The 21,700-nt window shown below is 33.6% G+C and carries 14 protein-coding genes; 5 read left to right on the top strand and 9 right to left on the bottom strand.

Annotated elements, in window-relative coordinates:
* Window positions 1-67 precede the first annotated feature (67 nt).
* Entirely contained in the window at window positions 68-1,621 is a 1,554-nt protein-coding gene (locus tag FLV_RS11215; protein WP_243233913.1) for an aldehyde dehydrogenase family protein, read from the bottom strand.
* A gap of 171 nt (window positions 1,622-1,792) precedes the next feature.
* On the opposite strand from FLV_RS11215, the gene FLV_RS11210 reads away from it, so the two are divergent.
* Window positions 1,793-2,752: an MBL fold metallo-hydrolase gene (locus FLV_RS11210; protein ID WP_243233911.1), complete on the top strand. Its 960-nt coding sequence runs from the start codon at window positions 1,793-1,795 to the stop codon at window positions 2,750-2,752.
* 111 nt (window positions 2,753-2,863) lie between these two features.
* Here the strand turns inward: FLV_RS11210 and sufD are convergent, their stop codons facing one another.
* The 5 genes from sufD to FLV_RS11185 all read right to left on the bottom strand — a co-directional run bounded on the left by sufD (window position 2,864) and on the right by FLV_RS11185 (window position 7,482).
* Window positions 2,864-4,180 (bottom strand): Fe-S cluster assembly protein SufD, encoded by a 1,317-nt coding sequence (sufD, locus tag FLV_RS11205; protein ID WP_243233909.1) that lies wholly within the window; start codon window positions 4,178-4,180, stop codon window positions 2,864-2,866.
* Between the two features lie 117 nt (window positions 4,181-4,297).
* Window positions 4,298-4,666 carry a four helix bundle protein gene (locus FLV_RS11200; protein WP_243233908.1) on the bottom strand — a complete coding sequence of 123 codons (369 nt, stop codon included), beginning with the start codon at window positions 4,664-4,666 and terminating at the stop codon, window positions 4,298-4,300.
* Between the two features lie 49 nt (window positions 4,667-4,715).
* Window positions 4,716-5,462: a Fe-S cluster assembly ATPase SufC gene (sufC, locus tag FLV_RS11195; RefSeq protein ID WP_113677127.1), complete on the bottom strand. Its 747-nt coding sequence runs from the start codon at window positions 5,460-5,462 to the stop codon at window positions 4,716-4,718.
* Between the two features lie 155 nt (window positions 5,463-5,617).
* Window positions 5,618-7,066, bottom strand: coding sequence for a Fe-S cluster assembly protein SufB (gene sufB, locus FLV_RS11190; protein ID WP_243233907.1), 1,449 nt, complete (start codon window positions 7,064-7,066; stop codon window positions 5,618-5,620).
* A gap of 86 nt (window positions 7,067-7,152) precedes the next feature.
* Complete coding sequence (locus tag FLV_RS11185; RefSeq protein ID WP_110305982.1) at window positions 7,153-7,482, bottom strand: HesB/IscA family protein; 330 nt, start codon at window positions 7,480-7,482, stop codon at window positions 7,153-7,155.
* 509 nt (window positions 7,483-7,991) lie between these two features.
* On the opposite strand from FLV_RS11185, the gene FLV_RS11180 reads away from it, so the two are divergent.
* Window positions 7,992-8,861, top strand: coding sequence for an MBL fold metallo-hydrolase (locus tag FLV_RS11180; RefSeq protein WP_243233905.1), 870 nt, complete (start codon window positions 7,992-7,994; stop codon window positions 8,859-8,861).
* 47 nt (window positions 8,862-8,908) lie between these two features.
* Here FLV_RS11180 and FLV_RS11175 read toward each other — a convergent pair whose 3' ends face one another.
* On the bottom strand, window positions 8,909-12,427 hold the full coding sequence (locus tag FLV_RS11175) for a leucine-rich repeat protein (RefSeq protein ID WP_243233903.1): 3,519 nt from the start codon (window positions 12,425-12,427) through the stop codon (window positions 8,909-8,911).
* A 269-nt stretch (window positions 12,428-12,696) separates the two neighbouring features.
* Here FLV_RS11175 and FLV_RS11170 point away from each other — a divergent pair, with 269 nt between their 5' ends.
* Window positions 12,697-14,430 carry a tetratricopeptide repeat protein gene (locus FLV_RS11170; protein ID WP_243233902.1) on the top strand — a complete coding sequence of 578 codons (1,734 nt, stop codon included), beginning with the start codon at window positions 12,697-12,699 and terminating at the stop codon, window positions 14,428-14,430.
* Between the two features lie 183 nt (window positions 14,431-14,613).
* Here the strand turns inward: FLV_RS11170 and FLV_RS11165 are convergent, their stop codons facing one another.
* Window positions 14,614-16,794: a LamG-like jellyroll fold domain-containing protein gene (locus tag FLV_RS11165; RefSeq protein WP_243233899.1), complete on the bottom strand. Its 2,181-nt coding sequence runs from the start codon at window positions 16,792-16,794 to the stop codon at window positions 14,614-14,616.
* Window positions 16,795-17,007: 213 nt separating this feature from the next.
* Between FLV_RS11165 and FLV_RS11160 the strand changes: the two genes are divergently transcribed.
* Both FLV_RS11160 and FLV_RS11155 read left to right on the top strand, forming a co-directional pair.
* The gene (locus FLV_RS11160) at window positions 17,008-18,627 is read left to right on the top strand and encodes a S8 family peptidase (protein WP_243233886.1); all 1,620 of its coding nucleotides are present in this window, start codon (window positions 17,008-17,010) and stop codon (window positions 18,625-18,627) included.
* 79 nt (window positions 18,628-18,706) lie between these two features.
* On the top strand, window positions 18,707-20,587 hold the full coding sequence (locus FLV_RS11155; RefSeq protein WP_243233885.1) for a M1 family metallopeptidase: 1,881 nt from the start codon (window positions 18,707-18,709) through the stop codon (window positions 20,585-20,587).
* An 85-nt stretch (window positions 20,588-20,672) separates the two neighbouring features.
* On the opposite strand, the gene FLV_RS11150 is transcribed toward FLV_RS11155, so the two are convergent.
* Complete coding sequence (locus tag FLV_RS11150) at window positions 20,673-21,611, bottom strand: L-threonine 3-dehydrogenase (RefSeq protein WP_243233880.1); 939 nt, start codon at window positions 21,609-21,611, stop codon at window positions 20,673-20,675.
* Window positions 21,612-21,700: the final 89 nt, after the last annotated feature.

The raw sequence follows: 21,700 nt of genomic DNA, 5'->3' as shown, positions 1-21,700 counted from the left end.
ATTATTTTTAAAGTAAAAGGCTTCCAAAATTTTGGAAGCCTTTTATGATTAATTCGGTATTTATAATCTACAAATCAAATTTAATTCCTTGTGCCAATGGCAGGCTTGTGGTATAATTAATGGTATTAGTCTGGCGACGCATATAAATTTTCCAGGCATCAGAACCGGATTCTCTTCCGCCTCCGGTTTCTTTTTCCCCGCCAAAAGCACCACCAATTTCGGCTCCGGAAGTTCCAATGTTTACATTGGCAATTCCGCAATCAGAACCTGTAACAGATAAAAACCTTTCTGCTTCACGTAAGTTGTTTGTCATAATGGCTGACGATAAACCTTGTGCTACACCATTTTGTTTTTCGATAGCATTATCGACTTCTCCCGAATATTTTATCAGATATAAAACTGGTGCAAAGGTTTCGTGCTGTACTATTTCGAATGTATTTTCTGCTTCGGCAATTGCGGGTTTTACATAACAGCCGCTTTCATAGCCCTCGCCGGAAAGCACGCCACCTTCAACTAAAATTGTTCCGCCTTCAGCAACAACTCTGTTCAGGGCTTTAGCATACATCTCAACTGCATGAATATCAATTAACGGACCAACATGATTGTTTTCATCAAGCGGATTTCCGATTCTTAATTGTTTGTAGGCTGTAACCAAAGCATCTTTTACTTTATTATATATACTTTCGTGAATGATTAATCGGCGTGTTGAAGTACAGCGTTGGCCGGCAGTTCCAACTGCACCAAAAACAGCACCGATCACGGTCATTTTAATATCAGCATCAGGAGTAACAATAATAGCATTGTTTCCGCCTAATTCTAATAATGATTTGCCTAAACGCCCCGCAACAGTCTGAGCTACTATTTTTCCCATTCGGGTAGAACCTGTTGCAGAAATTAGAGGGATTCGGGTATCGGCAGTCATTAATTCTCCTATCGAATAATCACCATTAATCAAACATGAAATCCCTTCCGGCAAGTTGTTTTCTTTAATAACCTGGGCAATTATATTTTGACAGGCAATTCCGCAAAGAGGTGTTTTTTCAGAAGGTTTCCAAACGCAAACATCACCTGAGATCCATGCCAAAGCGGTATTCCAGGACCAAACGGCAACAGGAAAATTAAAAGCCGAAATGATTCCGACCACTCCTAACGAATGATATTGTTCGTACATACGATGTCCGGGTCTTTCTGAATGCATGGTTAGTCCGTGTAACTGGCGGGATAATCCAACTGCAAAATCACAAATGTCAATCATTTCCTGTACTTCTCCGTAGCCTTCCTGCAATGATTTACCCATTTCATACGAAACTAATTTTCCAAGTGCTTCTTTATTTTGGCGTAATTTTTCTCCAAACTGACGTACAATTTCTCCACGCTGTGGTGCAGGGATTAAACGAAATGTTTTAAAAGCTTCCGTTGCCGATCGCATTACTTTTTCATAATCTTCAGCTGTGGACATTTTTACAGACGCAATTAATTTTCCGTCAACAGGAGAATAGCTGTCTAAAATTTCTCCGGATGAAAAATTATTTAAACCCGTTGATGTTCCTTCATTTATAAATTTGATGCCCAATTTTTCCAGAGCTTCATTTATTCCAAATTGAGATGCTATCGTTGTCATTGTAACTTTTTTGGTTTAAAATGTTATATTTTTACGTAAAGATATTGTTTTAAGATTGAATTTTATCATTGGAGGGCAAAGTAAATTTAGCGTTATTTTACAGGATTTTCGAAAATACAAGCAACTAAATTCATCTTAATTGATGAAATTTGTAATCATAAAAATATAGGTATGAAAATTATAAAAATGCTTTTGGGTTGTTTGATTTTACTATCAGTTAATTCATTTTCCCAAAAAGTTCAAAAGTCATTTTTTCAGGTTGTTTCTTTGGGGGTAAAGGGCGGAATTGATGAAAAAAACCTTTCAGCCTATTTAGTGGCACCTTCTAATACCAAAGATTATATTTGTCTGGATGCCGGAACCATCAATTCGGGAATCGAAAAAGCTATTGAGAATAAGGTATTCAAAGTTTCTGCAAGCGAGGTTTTACGAAAATATATTAAAGGATATTTGATTTCGCATGCCCATTTAGACCATGTTTCGGGTTTGATAATCAACTCGCCGGCAGATTCTTCAAAAACGGTTTATGCTACAAAAAGCTGTATGGAAATGATGGAAGAACATTATTTTAATGATAAAACATGGGCTAATTTTGGTGATGAAGGGCCAGGTTTTCATATTAAGCGTTATCATTTTCAGACTTTAAATATAGGAGAAGAAACTCCAATTACCAGTACAAATATGACGGTGAAATCCTTTCCGTTGAGTCATGTCAATCCTTATGAAAGCACTGCTTTTTTAATTAAAAATAATGATAATTATGTTTTATATCTGGGAGATACTGGCCCGGATGCGGTAGAAAAAAGCAGTAATTTAAAAGAGTTATGGACATCTGTTGCGCCATTGATTCAGAGTAAACAATTAAAAGGTATTTTTATAGAAGTTTCATTCCCAAATGAACAGCCCGATCAGTTTTTATTCGGACATCTGACACCGAAATATTTAATGGATGAACTTTATAAATTAGAAGAATTAGCCGGAAAAAATTCTTTAAACGGATTTAAAATAGTGATTACACATTTGAAACCGCCTGTAAAGAATATTATAAAAATTAAGGAACAGTTGAAATTTCAGAATGATTTAGGATTGAAGTTTATCTTTCCTGAACAAGGGAAAAGTTTTGAGTTGTAGAAGGGCTTTGCCGCAAAGAGCACAAGGTATAAAAAAGCAAAGTTCGCAAAGCTTTAATAAAAACTTTGCGAACCTTGCGTAAATCTTAGCGAACTTTGCGGTTAAGAAAATTTACAAATCAAATCCTAAATTCACGCCTAATTTTGTGGCAATGATTTTAGTAATTCTTTGCTTTAATTCCGGTATTTTGATGCTTTCGATAACGGCATTTGAGAATGCGTACATCAATAAAGCTTTAGCTTCTTTTTTCGGGATTCCGCGTGATTGCATGTAGAACATTGCGGTTTCATCAAGCTGTCCAACTGTACATCCGTGAGAACATTTTACGTCATCAGCAAAAATTTCCAATTGTGGTTTTGCGTTGATAGTAGCTTTATCACTCAATAAAATGTTGTTGCTTTTTTGGAAAGCATTTGTTTTCTGAGCTTCTTTTTCTACTAAAACTTTTCCGTTGAAAACGCCTGTCGAACGATCTGAGAAAATTCCTTTATAATCCTGAAAACTCTCGCAGTTTGGCTGTGCGTGGTTTACTAAAGTGTAATGGTCAACATGCTGTTTGTCATTTAAGATAGAAATTCCGTTAAGCGTACTTGTCAATCTTTCACCAAAATGATAAAAGTTTAAGTTGTTACGAGTTAAATTTCCACCAAAAGAGAAAGTGTGTACATAAGCATGACTTTCCTGTTGCTGCGAAACATAAGTATTGTCAACTAAGTTTGCTTCGCTGTTATCGTTTTGGATTTTATAATAATCAACAATGGCACGTTTTTGAGCAAAAATCTCCGTAACCGAATTGGTTAAAACCGGATTTTCATTCAGACTTTGGTGACGTTCGATAATCTGAACATGTGAATTTTCACCCACAATCACCAAATTTCTTGGCTGAACCATTAAAGCTGCTTCATTTCCGGTTGAGAAATACATAATCTCAATTGGTTTGTCGGCTACTTTTTTCTTCGGAATATTGATAAAAGCACCTTCAATTGCAAAAGCAGTATTCAATGAAGTCAAGCTGTCATCTTTGCTTGCAATTTGATTGAAATAGGTGTCAATAACCATTTTATATTTTGGTTTGGTTAATGCCGATGACATTAAGCAAACATCGATTCCGTCGTGTGTTGTGGAAGACAAATGCGAACTGAAAACACCATCAATAAATACTAATTTGTAAGTATCTATTTCGTGTAAAAAGTATTTTTTTACCTGATTAAATTCGATTGCATTTTCCTGCTTTGGAAAAACCGTAAAGTCATTTTTTAAGATGGCATTTAGCGATGTATATTTCCAGGCTTCTTCTTTTTTGGTTGGGAAACCTTTATTTTCGAAGTTTTTTAAGGCATTGGTGCGTATGTCATGTAAATCTGAATGTACATCGACGCGCTCTTCAAAAGCCATAAAAGACGATACTAATTTTTCTTTTAAATCCATTGTTCTTTTTAGTCTTAAAGTCGAAAGTCGAAAGTCGAAAGACTTTAGATTGTCGACTATTTTTGTGAAAAAATCATAAACTAAGTTGAGTCTAAACAGACTTTACAACTTTTGACTTTATGACTTTTGACTCAAATATTTAATGAAACCGCTTAATAATTTCGATATTTCTGTTATCGATTCTAAAAGCATTTCAAATTCTTCTTTTATAATATATTCTAAATCAAAAGCTAAATATAATTGAGATCTAACTTCTCCTGCCGATGCTTTGGCTACATATAAAAAGTAAACAAACTCTTTATCCGTATTTCTTTCAAAACCTTCTGCTATATTTGATGATATAGAAAGTGATGCACGTCTTATTTGTCTAACAAAATCAAAGTCTTTTTTGAAATTAGAATTTTCAGTAATCAAATATATTTTCTTGTTGAAGATTCGAGATTTTTGCCAGGAATTTATTTCTTCAAAAGATCGGAACTTACTCATCTAGTTTTTGGACTTTATGACTTTCGACTTTAAAACTTTCGACTCAGAATTAATTCTCCGCCTTAATCCAGTCGTATCCTTTTTCTTCCAGTTCGTAAGCCAATTCTTTTCCGCCAGATTTTACGATTCTTCCGTTGTACAAAACGTGAACGAAATCCGGAACGATATAATCTAATAAACGTTGGTAGTGTGTGATTACGATAATCGCATTTTTTTCGCTTTTCAATTTGTTCACACCATTTGCAACGATTCTTAAAGCATCGATATCAAGGCCAGAATCCGTTTCGTCAAGGATAGCCAATTTTGGTTCTAACATTGCCATTTGAAAAATCTCGTTTCTTTTTTTCTCTCCTCCGGAAAAACCTTCGTTTAGAGAACGAGAAAGAAATTTACGATCGATTTCTAATAATTCAGATTTCTCACGAATCACTTTCAGCATTTCGTTTGCCGGCATTTCTTCCTGACCGTTTGCTTTACGAGTTTCGTTGATGGCTGTTTTCATGAAGTTAGTTACACTTACTCCAGGGATTTCTACAGGATATTGAAACGAAAGGAAAACGCCTTTGTGCGCTCTTTCTTCTGGAGCTAAATCAGCAAGATCTTCTCCGTCAAGAATCACTTCTCCGTCTGTAACTTCATAGTTTTCGTTTCCTGCAATTACAGCAGAAAGTGTACTTTTTCCAGAACCGTTTGGTCCCATGATAGCATGAACTTCTCCAGCTTTTACTTCTATATTAATTCCTTTAAGGATTTCTTTATCACCAATTGAGGCGTGAAGGTTTTTTATTGATAACATCTTTTTTTTGTTTAAAGTTTCAGGTTTCAAGTTTTCTGTTATGCTGAAAAAGCGAAACGTTGAAAAATCTTTTTATTTTAATTGATATAAAAAATTCTTTTTTAATAGTTGTAAAGAACAAAGTTTCAGATCAAAAACCTGAAACTTGAAACTTTTTAACCCACAGATCCTTCTAAAGAAATCTCTAATAATTTTTGAGCTTCAACAGCAAATTCCATTGGAAGTTTATTCAATACATCTTTACTGAAACCGTTTACAATTAAGGCAATCGCTTTTTCAGTTGGGATACCTCTTTGGTTGCAATAAAAAACCTGATCTTCTCCAATTTTACTTGTAGTTGCTTCGTGCTCGATTTTAGCCGATGGATTTTTACTTTCAATATAAGGGAAAGTATGCGCTCCACAATTGTTCCCCATTAAAAGAGAATCACATTGCGAAAAGTTTCTTGCATTCTCAGCTCTTGGCGAAATCTGCACTAATCCACGGTAGCTGTTTTGAGATTTTCCAGCCGAAATACCTTTAGAAATAATAGTCGATTTAGTGTTTTTTCCTAAATGGATCATTTTAGTTCCCGTATCTGCTTGCTGGTAATTATTGGTAACGGCAATAGAATAAAATTCTCCTACCGAATTATCTCCTTTAAGTACACAAGAAGGATATTTCCAGGTTACAGCAGAACCAGTTTCAACTTGTGTCCATGAAATTTTAGCGTTTGTTTCGCATAAACCTCTTTTGGTTACGAAGTTGTAAACTCCACCTTTTCCTTCTTTATTTCCCGGAAACCAGTTTTGAACGGTAGAATATTTAATTTCTGCATCATCCAAAGCGATTAGTTCAACCACAGCAGCGTGCAATTGGTTTTCGTCACGACTTGGAGCAGTACAACCTTCAAGGTAAGAAACGTAACTTCCGGCATCAGCAATAACCAAAGTTCTTTCGAATTGTCCGGTTCCTGCCTGATTGATTCTGAAATATGTTGAAAGTTCCATTGGGCAGCGAACGCCTTTTGGTATATAACAGAAACTTCCGTCAGAGAAAACAGCTGAGTTTAAGGCAGCATAAAAGTTATCTTTTTGAGGTACAACAGTTCCTAAATATTTTTTTACTAATTCAGGATGTTCTTTAATAGCTTCAGAAATCGGACAGAAAATAATGCCTTTTTCGGCCAATGTTTTCTTGAAAGTTGTTGCTACAGAAACAGAATCGACCACAATATCCATAGCGACATTGTTCATCATTTTTTGTTCGTCAACAGAAATTCCTAATTTTTTGTACATCTCTAAAAGCTCCGGATCTACATCGTCCAAAGTTTTGTTAGGATCTACTTGTTTAGGTGCTGAATAATAAGAGATTGCCTGAAAGTCCGGTTTTTGATAATGAACATTTGCCCATTCCGGTTCAATCATTTCTTTCCAGGCACGAAAAGCCTCGATGCGCCATTCAGTCATCCATTCCGGCTCTTCTTTTTTAAGTGAAATAGCTTTTACAATTTCTTCATTTAAACCAATAGGGAATGTATCCGATTCTATATTGGTATAAAATCCGTATTCGTATTCTTTAGTTTCGAGTTCGATTTTTAAATCGTCTTCTGTGTATTTGCTCATTATTTTGATGTTGTCTTAAAGTTTGAAAGTCCAAAGTTTGAAAGTCAGTCTGAAATCTTAAAGACTTGATGACTTTCGGCTTTTGACTAAAGAGAAAATGATTCTCCACAACCACAAGTTCTGCTTGCATTTGGGTTGTTGAATACAAATCCTTTACCGTTTAATCCGCCCGAGAATTCTAAAATTGTTCCGGCTAAATAAAGGAAAGATTTTTTTTCAACTGCAATTGTTATGTCGTTGTCTACAAATATTTTATCGTCTTCGCCTTTGGTTTTGTCAAATTTTAAATCATATGACAAACCAGAGCATCCACCGCTTTTTACTCCTACACGTACGTAGTCATGTGCGGCATCAAAACCATCATCATTCATCAAATCGATGATTTTCTTTTTGGCTGTATCAGAAACTTTTATCATTGTTTATGGTATTTGTATTTTTCTTTCATTTTTAATTCAGATTCAAAAAAATATCAATTTTTTAAAATGCTGGATTTCAATGCTGAAATGAAATTATTTGCAAAGATACGACTTAAAAACCTTTTTCCATAACGGTTCACATTATTATAACAAATGTTAAAATAGATAATACTTATTTTTGAATATAAATTGTTTTAAACAGAAACATTAGAACTCAAAATATTGACAAGAATTTGTATTAATTTGAAGAAAGTACTTTAGGATTTTACTTCGTCTGTTCGATTCGCTCGGGTTTCAGATTTAAAAAAAACGGATAAAATTATCTGCAAAATCTGTCGAATCTGCGAGCTTATTTTTTCTCGCAGATTTGGCAGATTCGACAGGTTTTCAAAAACTTAAAATTTTAAAATTTGTGATTAAAATGATTTGTTGAATAGAATTTAAACGAAAAATTTTAGCAATAAAAAAATAGGATTTCCTAGTTTTGTTTTATCTTAGAAATTTTACTTATGAAACTTTATCCAATAGAATCAGGAAATTTTAAATTAGACGGAGGCGCCATGTTTGGAGTGGTACCCAAAACAATTTGGAATAAAACCAATCCTGCCGATGCTAATAATTTAATTGACATTGCCGCTCGCTGTCTGCTTATCGAAGATGGAAATCGTCTGATTTTGATAGATACCGGAATGGGAAACAAACAATCTGAGAAATTTTTTGGTTATTATTCACTTTGGGGAAGCCATTCCCTGGATGGTTCTTTGGCAAAATATGGTTTTCACAGAGATGATATTACCGATGTTTTTATGACGCATCTGCATTTTGATCATTGTGGCGGAAGCGTGCAATGGAATGCCGACAAAACCGGATATGAGCCGGCGTTTAAAAATGCTAAATTCTGGACCAATGAAAATCATTGGGAATGGGCAACAAACCCTAATGCTCGTGAAAAAGCCTCTTTTTTAGCAGAGAATATTTTGCCGATGCAGGAAAGCGGACAATTAAATTTTATTGAAAGACCCAAAAGTGATTTTGGTTTCTCAAAAGAATTGGGTTTTGAGATTTATTATGTTGATGGTCATACCGAAAAACAAATGATTCCACATATTCAATATCAGGATAAAACTATAGTTTTTTGCGCTGATTTATTGGCTACTGCCGGACATATTCCGCTTCCGTATGTTATGGGATATGACACTCGCCCTTTATTGACAATGCCTGAGAAATCAAAATTGTTGGATGCTGCTGCAGATCATAATCATTATTTGTTTTTAGAACACGATGCACATAACCAGATTATAACCGTTGAGCATACCGAAAAAGGGGTTCGGTTAAAAGAAGTTTTTACTTGTGAGGATATTTTATTGACTAACCCCTAAATAATCGATACAGATTATCCAGGGTTAGTCAAATTTTATAAACTAAATTATTGTTTTATAAATTTAGTGGTATGGCCACCTTCTAATTGTAGAATGTACACTCCATTGGTTAGGTTTTGAACTTCTATTTTTTCATTATTAGAAACACTGCCCTTACCTGCTTTTATTCCTAAAATACTAAATATACTATAGCGTACTGTTTGTGATAAACCAGAAACAGTGATAAAATCTTTAGCTAAAGTAGGATATACTAGTATATTTTTATCTGATAAATGAGATGGTATATTTAAAGTATTTACAGAAAAATCTTCCCATACAGTAGCATTTTTATAATCATCAACAATACCCGGAAAAGAAACATTTAAGGTAATGGTGCTTAAATTAAGTGAAGAAAAAACATCACTATTTATAACTAAAGGAGTTGCCCAGCTAACATTTACAGACCTTAATCCTGAACAATATCCAAAAGCTTCATCCCCAATACTGGTAACAGAATTTGGTATAGCCAAAGACGTTAATCCTGAACAAGAAGCAAAAGCATAATCTCCAATACTAGTAACAGAATTTGGAATAGTTACAGCTGTTAATCCTGTACATTCTCCAAAAGTACCTTCACCAATATTTGTAACAGAATTTGGAATAGTTACAGACGTTAATCCTGTACATTCCACAAAAGCATAATCACCAATACTTGTAACAGAATTTGGAATAGTTACAGACGTTAATCTATAACAATATACAAAAGCACCTTCACCAATACTTGTAACAGAATACACTATACCAGCATTGGTAACAGAATTTGGAATAGTTAAAACTCCTGTTGGCTTAGAAACATATCCAATTACACTTACTTCAGACCCAGAAGATTTAGTATATATTAAGTTATCAACTATAAAGTCTAAATTAGCAGAAAGAAAATCTTTCCAGACATTGCTTGTTTTATAATCAGTAGCATTACCCGGAGATGAAACATTTAAAGCAATAGTTTTTAAACTAAGCCCAGAAAACACATTACTATTTATAACTAAAGGATTTGCCCAGCTAACATTTACAGCCGTTAATCCTAAACAATTAGAAAAAGCATTTCCACTAATACTTGTAACAGAAGTTGGAATAGTTAAAGACGTTAATCCTATACATCCTCCGAAAGCATAATCACCAATACTTATAACAGAAGTTGGAATATCTAAAGATGTTAATCCTGAACAAGAAACAAAAGCATAATCACCAATACTTGTGACAGAATTTGGAATAGTTACAGCCGTTAATCCGTAACAAGAATAAAAAGCACCTTCACCAATACTTGTAACAGAAGTTGGAATATCCAAAGACGTTAATCCGGAACAAAATTTAAAAGCATAATAACCAATGCTGGTAACAGAATTTGGAATAGTTACAGCCGTTAATCCTGTACATTCTCCAAAAGCACCTTCACCAATACTAATAACAGAGGCTGGAATATCTAAAGACGTTAATCCGGAACAATTAAAAAAAGTATAATCACCAATACTTGTAACAGAAGTTGAAATATCCAAAGACGTTAATCCGGAACAATTAATAAAAGCATAATTACCAATACTTGTAACAGAATTTGGAATACTTACAGCTGTTAATCCTGAACAATTAGAAAAAGCAGAATTACCAATACTTGTAACAGAATTTGGAATACTTACAGACGTTAATCCTGTACATTCCTCAAAAACCGAATCACTAATACCAGTAACCGAATACACAATACCAGCATTATCAACAGTAGAAGGAATAGTTAAAACTCCTGTTGGCTGAGAAACGTATCCAATTACACTTACTTCCGTCGCTGAAGATTTAGTGTATATTAAATTATCAACCTTAAGGCGTGAATTAATAGATGAAAAATCTTTCCATACATCAGTTATTTTATAAACATCAACATTACCCGGAGAATAAACATTCAAGGCAATAGTGTTTAAACTAAGACCAGCAAACACATCACTATTTATAGCTAAAGGAGTTTCCATGCTAACATTTACAGCCGTTAATCCGAAACAATAAGCAAAAGCAGAATTATCAATATTGGTGACAGAATTTGGAATACTTAAAGACGTTAGTCCGGAACAAAAAGCAAAAGTAGAATTACCAATACTGGTAACAGAATTTGGAATATCTAAAGACGTTAATCCTGAACAAGAAGAAAATGCATAATTACCAATACTTGTAACAGAATTTGGAATACTTAAAGACGTTAGTCCGGCACAACCGGTAAAAGCTCTTTCATCAATACTTGTAACAGAATTTGGAATACTTAAAGACGTTAATCCTGTACAACCAGCAAAAGTATAATTACTAATACTTGTAACAGAATTTGGAATACTTAAAGAGGTTAATCCTGAACAATAAGCAAAAGCAGAATTACCAATACTTGTAACAGTATTTGGAATACTTAAAGACGTTAATCCTACACAACCAGTAAAAGTATAATTACTAATACTTGTAACAGAATTTGGAATACTTAAAGAAGTTAATCCTGAACAAGAAGCAAAAGCCTCTTCACCAATACTTGTAACAGAATACAAATTACCAGCATTAGTCACAGTACTAGGAATAGTTAAAACTCCTGTTGGCTGGGAAACATATCCAGTTAGACTTACTTCCGACCCAGAAGATTTTGCATATATTAAGTTATCAACTATAAAGTCTAAATTAATAGAAAAAAAATCTTTCCATAAATTACTTTTTCTATAATCAGTAGCATTACCCGGAGATGAAACATTTAGACCAATAGTTTTTAAACTGAGCCCAGAAAAAATATTACTATTTATAACCAAAGGAGTTGCCCAGCTAACATTTACAGACTTTAATCCTGTACAATTATAAAAAGCAAAATTACCAATAGTTGTAACAGAATTTGGAATAGTTACAGACATTAACCCAGAACAATTATAAAAAGCAGAATCACCAATACTGGTAACAGAATTTGGAATAGTTACAGACATTAACCCTGAACAATTATAAAAAGCTGAATAACTAATACTGGTAACAGAATTTGGAATATCCAAAGACGTTAATCCGGAACAATTAAAAAAAGCAGCCACACCAATACTTGTAATAGAATTCGGAATATCAAAAGACGTTAATCCGGAACAATTATAAAAAGTACCTTCACCAATACTGGTAACAGAATTTGGAATAGTCAAAGATGTTAACCCTAAACAATTATAAAAAGTATAATTACCAATACTGGTAACAGAATTTGGAATAGTCACAGACGTTAACCCTGAACAATTATAAAAAGCATTATTACCAATATTTGTGACAGAATTTGGAATAGTTACAGCCGTTAATCCTGTACAAGAATTAAAAGCGCTATCACCAATACTTGTAACAGAATACGAATTACCAGCATAAGTAACAGTACCAGGAATAGTTAAATCTCCAGTTGGCAGGGAAACGTAACCAATTACAGTTACGTTCGATCCGGAAGATACCTTATAAAATAAGTTATTAACGGTAAAGGTTTGTGCACTTACTAATGTTGTCATTAACATCAATAATACACACCATAATTTTAAGGGTAATTTTTTTTTCATATCTAAGTTTTTAAAAGAAGCTATAAAATTAGGATATGACAAAATATTTATAAAAATTTTAGGGGGGACAAATAGGGGACAAATTTCAAGTGAATCTTTAATTGTTTGAAATTGAGTGTTTTGATTTTTTTTGTTATAGCAGCATCAAAATAAAATGGTCTGTTATAAGCTAAAAATTATTGTGCTAAATCATTATCTCATGATTAGCACAATAATTTTGATTAAGATTCTTATTTTTGTTATAAACAAATTTTAAAGAATCCTGACACATGGAGTACGCTCAGAAAAAAGCTGTAACACTGTTGCTGTTTTTGTTTGCTCTTTTTTTTTCACAATCCTATTCCCAAACAATCGTTGTGCCTGCACAAGATTTACGGCAAGATTTTGAACGTACGCTACATCAGGAAATCCCGTCGCAAGATACTCTTTCAGTAAAAAATTTTCTTAAACCACTCCAGCAATCTCGTAGTGAAAAAGTGCAGGTTTTATACTATGGCTTATTAGCAAATGGTTATGCCGATTTTTTTGATGAAATGAATGCCAAAAGTGATGAAAACTATTTACTTTCTATACAAAAAGCAAAAAAAAGTAAAGACGAAGCGCTTGTAGTTTGGTCGCAATTTAATTATTGCAAATACCTGTATTACTACAGAAAAATGGACAAGCTAATTCCTGTGCTGCTTGAAACCATTGACAACGCTAATAAAATCAATCCTGAGCAAATGATTTTGCCTGGCGAAACCTACAAAATATTTGGGTGGATCATGATGCGAGTTGATGATCATGAATTGGCGTTAGAATTTTTAAAAAAAGCATTGCACTATACTCCCAAAGATTCGTCTGATTATGGTGCTATTTTAAATGCGATTGGTAACTGTTATTTAAATAAAGGAAACACTCAAAAAGCCAACAGCTATTTTGACAAAACAGCAACTGCAGCCTTACGGATTAATGATCAAATTCGATATGCCAAAGCACTTGGAGACAAAGCATTGATTGCCGAAAAGACCGGAGATTTAAACGCAGCCATCACTCTTTTAGAAAAAGATATTGCGTTGTCAATCGAATACGGGAATGAAAAAAACAACATGTATGCATCGATCTTAATGGCAAGAATACTTTTAAAACAAAAAAAGATTACTGCTGCAAGTACTTATTTGCAAAAAGCCGAAGATATTGCTATTACGAAACTATATTATCGTGATTCTTTAAAAGAAATAATTGAATTAAAATTAAAAATATCTAATGGCAAAGATCCGGAAAAAGAACTTATTTTACACCGACAATTAAAAGTCTTAGAGAACTGGCTACTTATGACCGATGGGGATTTTGCATTGCGGAAATCCAACTGGATTGTACAAAAAACAAAATATGAAAATGAAGTAAAAAGTACCCAGGTAAAACTTGTTCGTGAATCTAAAATAAATAAAATATACGTCATCATAATTTTATTAGCTATTATGCTGATCTTCCTGATTGTCATTTTTTCTAAAAAACGCTTAAAAAACATTAGTCTTGAATACGATAAAAAAACCATGTACTATGAAATTGAGAAATTAAGATATGAAAAAACCATTAGCGAAGCGAATCAGGATTTGAATACACAAATTCAATATCTTCACAATAAAAACAGTCAGATTTCTAAATTAAAATTAGAACTCGAAGCCATTCACCAATCTCCATCTTCTTTTCTTGAAGAGAAGAACGGAAAGCTGCAAGCCTTATTAGACTCTCATTTAATGACTGAAGAAAACTGGAGTAGTTTCAAAAGAGAATTCCAAAAAGAATATGTAGATTTCACTCAAGTGCTGGCTGTGGAGTTTCCCGAACTAAAGGAATCCAATCTAAAAATTATCATGCTTCAAAAATTACGCTTTAACAATCCCGAAATAGCCTCTCTGTTGGGGATTACCGTAGAAGCAGTTAAGAAAAGTAAACAGCGTTTGAAAAAAAAGATGGGAAACAGATATAATTTACTATTTGAATTTATTGAAGGTGTTTAGTTCGGCTATTTAAATTCGAGTACGCTCATGACCAAATTATAACCGTTGGGTATACTGAAAAAAGAGTCAGGTTAAAAAAAGTTTTTACTTGTGAAGAAAAATTCTTTAAAAGAAATTTAAAAGCATCAAAAATGCCGTTTTCAGGGAATGAAAACGGCATTTTTGATTTTAATCGATTTGATATTATTCTACTATAACTTTTTTAACAGAAGCAGCATCCTTATTTATTAGGTATACAAAATAAACTCCTTTTGGTAAATCGGAGAGGCTGATTGTATTGTTAGTATTACCTGAGTTCAAAGTAAAAGATTTTACCAATTGTCCTAATGTATTGTAAACGGTTGCTTTTTCTAACGAAATATTTGCAATAGTAACTTCGTTTTTTGTTGGATTTGGATAGAGTGTTACTTTATCAAAAACAGCATCTTCAATTCCTAAAGAACAACTTGTAGAGTAAGTAGTTGAAGTCTCTTTAATCTTAGACCAGTTGGTGTTTGAAAAAGCGGCATTGTCTACTTTAATACAGGCAAGCTGGTTGAGTCCAAGAAAAGAAGTAGCGTAGCTTGCAGCGTTTTTCCCGGTTACATTGAGTATAATCATGTTTGTATTATTTCCGTTTTGCAGATTCAAAAATACCAGAGGATTTGATACAACATACACAATTGTAAGTTTGCTGTTTTTAGATAAATCCAACGACGTAATTTGATTGGAAAACGCAATCAATCTCTCCAAAAGAAGATTATAAGAAAGATTCAGATTTGTTATTTGATTGTTACTGCAATCTAAATTTGTCAGAGATGTGAAATTTTCAATACCAGATAAATCTGTGATGTTGCTGTTTGAAAGGTCTAAAGAAGTAACAGCACTTATATCTGAACTGGAAATTTTACCGTTTAAACCGTCGGTATCAATTCCTAAATCAATTAATTTTTGCTCAAAATGAGTGTCTTTTAATGTTATGTATGCTACAGTGCAATTGGTATTATAGGTGGCAGTTGCATCTTTAAAAGTTGCCCAATTAGTATTTGAATATTCCGCATCGTCAACCTGAATGCAGGTTAAATTTGGGTTTTCTGTAAAATTCACCGAATTTCCTAAAAGTAAATTATTACCATTTTTAAGATTTAAACTGGTTAGACTATTCGCACTTACATCCAGATTTTCCAGTACTATATTTTTAGAAATATCTAACTTAGAAAGTTTATTGTATGAAATGTATAAATCAATTAAGTCTTTATTGTTTGATATATCTAAGGCAGTTAAAAGGTTTCGGTGTGCAGATATAGATACAATTGAATCATTTTTTGTTATATCAAGACTTGTTAACTTATTATCTGATACAATAAGTTCTTTAAGGTATTCGTGTTTTTCTACATTTACTGATGAAATTTTGTTATTAGCACAATTTAACTTACTCAATAATTTATTTTTAGAAATATCGATTGTGGTTAAATTATTATTCTGACATTCTAAAATCGCCAAATCTGCAAAAGCTTCAATTCCTGTTAGATCAGAAATATTGCTTGATGAAATGTCTAACGATGATTGCCATACCAAATTATCAGTTAACACTTTTCCGTCTGGAGCATCTTCATCAAGTCCCAATTCAATTAATTTGTTTTCAAAATTAAGATCAGGAATTAGTGTATAAAACATTGGTTTTGGAGCATTATATAATGTAGTAATTTCCTGCGGGGTTAAAATGCGGTTCCAAATTCCGATGTCGTCTATTGAACCTTCAAAAAAGTTGTTTGATTTATTTTTACCTATTCTAAAAAGATTTCCAAACCCATTTGTATATAAATCAGCAGATCCGCTTAACTTTAATTGATTATTTATGTACAATGAAAAGGTATTAGTTTCATCATTAAAAACCATAGCAAAAAATGTCCACTCATTATTAAAGTAATTGTCCTGTGATTGAAAAGTTTTTGAGTCAAACTGTATATCTAAATATCCTTTACGATAAAAACTGATTTTAAACCAATAATTTGGATCAGATACATTTCCATAATTTAAAAGACAAAAATCCATTTCTTCGGATATAACTGGACTATCAGCCTGAAACCATCCGGTAATCGTCCGTGATCCTCCTTTCAAAGGATAGTTAAGTACATCTGCTTCAATATAACTGCTTTCTCCATTAAAATAGTAAGCATTCCTGTGAAGTCCGAATCTATCGTGCGTTATCGTAGCATCTACAACAGTTCCATGAGAACCATTTCCACTCACATCATCGGCATTTCCATTAAATGGATAATAGGCAAGAAGACCATCCGAAGGGATATAATCCGGAATATCTGAAGATTGTGCATAAATAGAAAAATTGGCCAGTAAGAGAATAAAAAGTAGTTTTGTTTTCATAAATTTCATTAAGAGTTTCAATTTGCAATGATACAAATTATAAGTGATTTCCTTGATTTAATAAATGTTACAGGTCCAGTTCATAATTGTTTAGGCTAATTTTAAAATATTGATTTCAGAAACAAAATTCATAACACATTGTTAACGGTTAGTTTTTTGTAACAAAAAAGCATAATTTAGTCCCATCTTTAACTTTACATTATATATAGGTACATGAGTAATATAAAATCTCTCAATTTATCTGCTTTTACATTACTTGTTTTAGCAGGTTGTGGCGCAACTATGCAGGCGCAAGTTTCAACTCAAAAAGAATTTATTACGGCTCCTTTGGCCGTTGTTAAAAAAGCACCGGTTACTGAAAATGAACTAAAAAGGTGGAGTCATCTTGATTTAATTAAAGATTCTATTCCGGGAATGAGTGTAGATAGAGCCTATGCAGAATTACTACAAGGAAAAACAGGTAAAAAAGTAATTGTTGGGGTTGTAGATTCAGGAGTTGATATCGAACACGAAGATTTACAGGGAGTGATTTGGACAAATCCAAAGGAAATCCCCGGAAACGGAATCGATGATGACAAAAATGGTTACATTGATGATATTCACGGATGGAATTTTCTGGGTGATGTTGTAAAAGAAAATCTTGAAATGACCCGTATTGTTAAAAAAGGAGATGACGGTTCTGAGCAATATAAAAACGCTTTGGCACAGTACACTGAAAAATACGACAAGGCCATAAAAGATAAAGAACAGGTAGATTTTTTATTAGATGTACACAAAACTATCAAAACAGCTTTAAATAAAACGACTTATAAAGTTGAAGATTTGAATACAATCACTTCTACTGATCCAAAAGTAGCGAGAAGTAAAGCTGTAATGACACAAATTTTTACAAATGCTGGGCCAACTTTTGATCCTGAAGTTGAATTGGAGGACTACAGGGAGCATGTTTATAATCAGTTAAATTATAATTTAAACAAGGATTTTGACGGAAGAAAGCCTTTAGGGGATAATGCCGAAGATATTAAAAGCACTAAATACGGAAACAATATTGTTTTTGGTCCAGATAAAGAAGAAGCATTACACGGAACTCACGTTGCCGGAATTATTGCTCAGGTTCGTGGTAATAATTTAGGCGGAGACGGTGTTGCAAACAATGTTGAAATCCTGACTGTCAGAGCAGTTCCTGACGGAGACGAATATGATAAAGATATCGCTTTAGCAATTCGTTATGCGGTAGATAACGGAGCAAAAGTAATTAACGGAAGTTTTGGAAAAAGCTTTTCTCCACAAAAAAAATGGGTATATGATGCTATAAAATATGCCAAGAAAAAAGACGTTTTAATTGTTCATGCGGCAGGTAATGACGGTTATAATATCGATGAAACAAAAAATATTAATTACCCAAATGATTCTGAAGATAATATTAAAGAATTTGCAGATAATCTAATCACAATTGGGGCTATTAATAAGGCTTATGGGCAAAATGTAATTGCCGGGTTTTCTAATTTCGGAAAAATAAATGTAGATGTTTTTGCTCCCGGAGAAGAAATTTATGCAACAATTCCAAACAATAAATATAAATATCTGCAGGGAACTTCAATGGCATCGCCAAACGCAGCAGGAGTTGCGGCTTTAATCCGTTCTTATTATCCAAAGCTAAAAGCAGCTCAGGTTAAAAAGATTTTAATGGATTCCGGAGTGGCTCTTCCTGAAAAAGTGGTTTTAGGTGAAGAGAAACCAGAAGCAGTTTCTGCCACAGAATCATCAAAAACGGCTAAAATGGTGAATGCCTATAATGCTTTATTGATGGCTGAAAAAATGTCTAAAAAATAAAATTTATCGTTTTTAATAATCTAACTACAAGTTTACAAGATCACTTTTGTAAACTTGTAGTTTTTTAAATAATACCGTAATGAAAAAAATTATCCTTCTTTCTTTTTTGAGTTTTGGTTTTCATAATTCTTTTGCACAAAGCGCTCCATATTGGCAGCAACACGCCGATTATAAAATGGAGGTTTCGATGGATGTAAAAAACTATCAATACAAAGGGAAACAGGAATTGGTTTATACGAACAATTCTGCAGATACTTTAAAGAAAGTTTTTTATCATTTATTTCCAAATGCTTTTCAGCCTGGAAGTGAAATGGATGCCCGTCTTCATTTTATAAAAGATCCTGACGGAAGAATGGTAACTAAGGTAAAAGGAGCTGACGGTAAAGAGACGAAACAAAGCCGAATAGAAACTCTGAAGCCAAACGAAATTGGATTTTTAAAAATCACAAACTTCAAACAAGATGGTGCCGTTGCTCAGACAAGAGTTTCGGGAACAATCTTAGAAGTAACTTTGGCTAAACCAATTTTACCAAATTCAAAATCGACTTTTACCTTAGATTTTGACGGACAGGTTCCGGTACAGGTACGTCGTTCGGGAAGAAATAATTCTGAAGGAGTTGAACTTTCAATGTCGCAATGGTATCCAAAATTAGCCGAATTTGATTTTGAAGGCTGGCACGCTGATCCTTACATTGCAAGGGAATTTCACGGCGTTTGGGGTAATTTTGACGTAAAAATTACCATTGATAAAGACTACACCATTGGTGGTTCCGGATATTTACAGGATAAAAACTCCATCGGTCATGGTTACGAGGATGAAGGCGTAAAAGTGGTTTATCCAAAGAAAACAAAAACGTTGACCTGGCATTTTATCGCACCAAATGTGCACGATTTTACATGGGCAGCTGACAAAGAATATACACACGATATTGTAAAAGGACCAAACGATGTTGATTTGCATTTCTTTTACAAAAACAATCCAAAAACTACTGAAAACTGGAAACAACTAGAACCTTTAATGGTGAAGGTGATGGATTACTACAATCAGAAAGTAGGACAGTATCCATACAAACAATATTCATTTATTCAGGGTGGCGATGGCGGAATGGAATATGCCATGTGTACTTTAATGTTAGGAAACGGTACGCTTGAAGGAATTACAGGAACCGCTACTCACGAATTAGGACATTCCTGGTTTCAGCATATTCTGGCTTCGAACGAATCAAAACACCCGTGGATGGACGAAGGTTTTACAACTTACATTGAAGACAGTGCTTTGAATGAATTAGCCGGAGATAAAAAAGTTTCAAATCCGTTTAAAGCAAATTATGCGGCTTATTACAGCTTAGTAAATTCCGGTAAGGAGCAATCGCAAACTACGCATGGCGACCGTTATGACGAAAACAGACCTTACAGTATTTCGTCATATATTAAAGGAAGTATCTTTTTGTCTCAATTGGAATATGTAATTGGAAAAGAGAATGTTGATGCTGCTTTAAAAAGGTATTTTAATGATTTTAAATTCAAACATCCAACTCCAAATGATATTAAAAGAACAGCCGAAAGAGTTTCAGGTGCAGAATTAGACTGGTATTTGACAGATTGGGCACAAACAACCAATACTATTGATTACGGAATTAAAGATGTTGCTGATAATGCAGGAAAAACAACTGTTACTTTAGAAAGAATAGGCAGAATGCCGATGCCAATTGATTTAAAAGTGGATTATACAGACGGAACTTCTGAAACGTTCTACATTCCGTTACGAATGATGAATTTCATCAAACCAAATCCAAATCCAAACGAAAAGAGAACTGTTTTAGAGGATTGGGCGTGGGCACAATCCAATTATAGTTTTACAATTGATAAAAACAAAACGGCAATCAAAAAAATCACCATCGATCCAAGCGGATTAATGGCTGATGTGAAAGCGGCAAATAATGTTTTTGAAGTGAAGTAAATTTCATTTAAGGATAATAAAAAATCTCGTTTAATTTTCAGGAATGAATTTTAAACGAGATTTTTAATTTTTATTTATTTCCGATTTACCTCAAATGCTCCAGCATATCTTTGGTCATCGATTCCAAATCAAATTTATGGTTCCAGTTCCAGTCAGCTCTTGCATCAGAATCATCAATACTTGCCGGCCAGCTGTCCGCAATTTTCTGACGGAAATCAGGATTATAAGTGATTTCAAATTCAGGAATGTGTTTTTTAATTTCGGCAGCAATTTCGGTTGGAGTAAAACTCATGGCAGCTAAATTGTATGAAGAATGTATTTTGATTTTTTCAGCCGGAGCTTTCATGATATTGATTGTGGCATCAATGGCATCGTCCATATACATCATCGGCATTTTAGTTTCTGATGATAAAAAGCATTCGTATTTTTTATCGGCAATAGCTTTATAAAAAATATCAACAGCATAATCTGTAGTTCCGCCACCAGGAGGAGTTGACCAGCTAATTAGACCCGGATAACGAATGCTTCTCACATCCACTCCGTAAATATTATGATAGTATTCGCACCATCTTTCTCCTGCCTGTTTGCTGATTCCGTAAACGGTCGAAGGTTCCATAATGGTGTATTGTGGCGTGTTTTCTTTTGGGGTTGTGGGACCAAAAACGGCTATACTCGATGGCCAGAATATCTTTTTTATCTTTTTGGCTTTCGCCAGATTCAAAACATGAAAAAGTGAATTCATATTCAAATCCCAGGCAAAGGCAGGATTTTTTTCAGCCGTAGCCGATAAAAGTGCCGCCATTAAATAGATGTCTGTAATATGATGCACTTCTACAAGATGCTCGATCTGGTTAAAATCCAAAGCATTAATCACTTCAAACGGTCCGGAATTAACCACATCCGTATTCAATTTTCGAATGTCAGAAGCAATTACATTCTCTGTCCCATATAATTTACGCAGTTTCTGAGTCAGTTCAGTCCCAATTTGACCACAGGCACCAATGATTAATATTTTTGGATTCATTTTAATAAAATTTAGTCTTGCAAATATAACGTTTTCGTAAATAAATATCCTTTTTATAGGTTAAAATTACAAAATCAGTAATAATAAAG

Origin of the sequence: Flavobacterium pectinovorum, assembly GCF_022802975.1 — a bacterium.
Taxonomy (GTDB): Bacteria; Bacteroidota; Bacteroidia; order Flavobacteriales; family Flavobacteriaceae; genus Flavobacterium; species Flavobacterium pectinovorum_B.
This window is presented reverse-complemented; position numbering and strand designations above follow the sequence as displayed.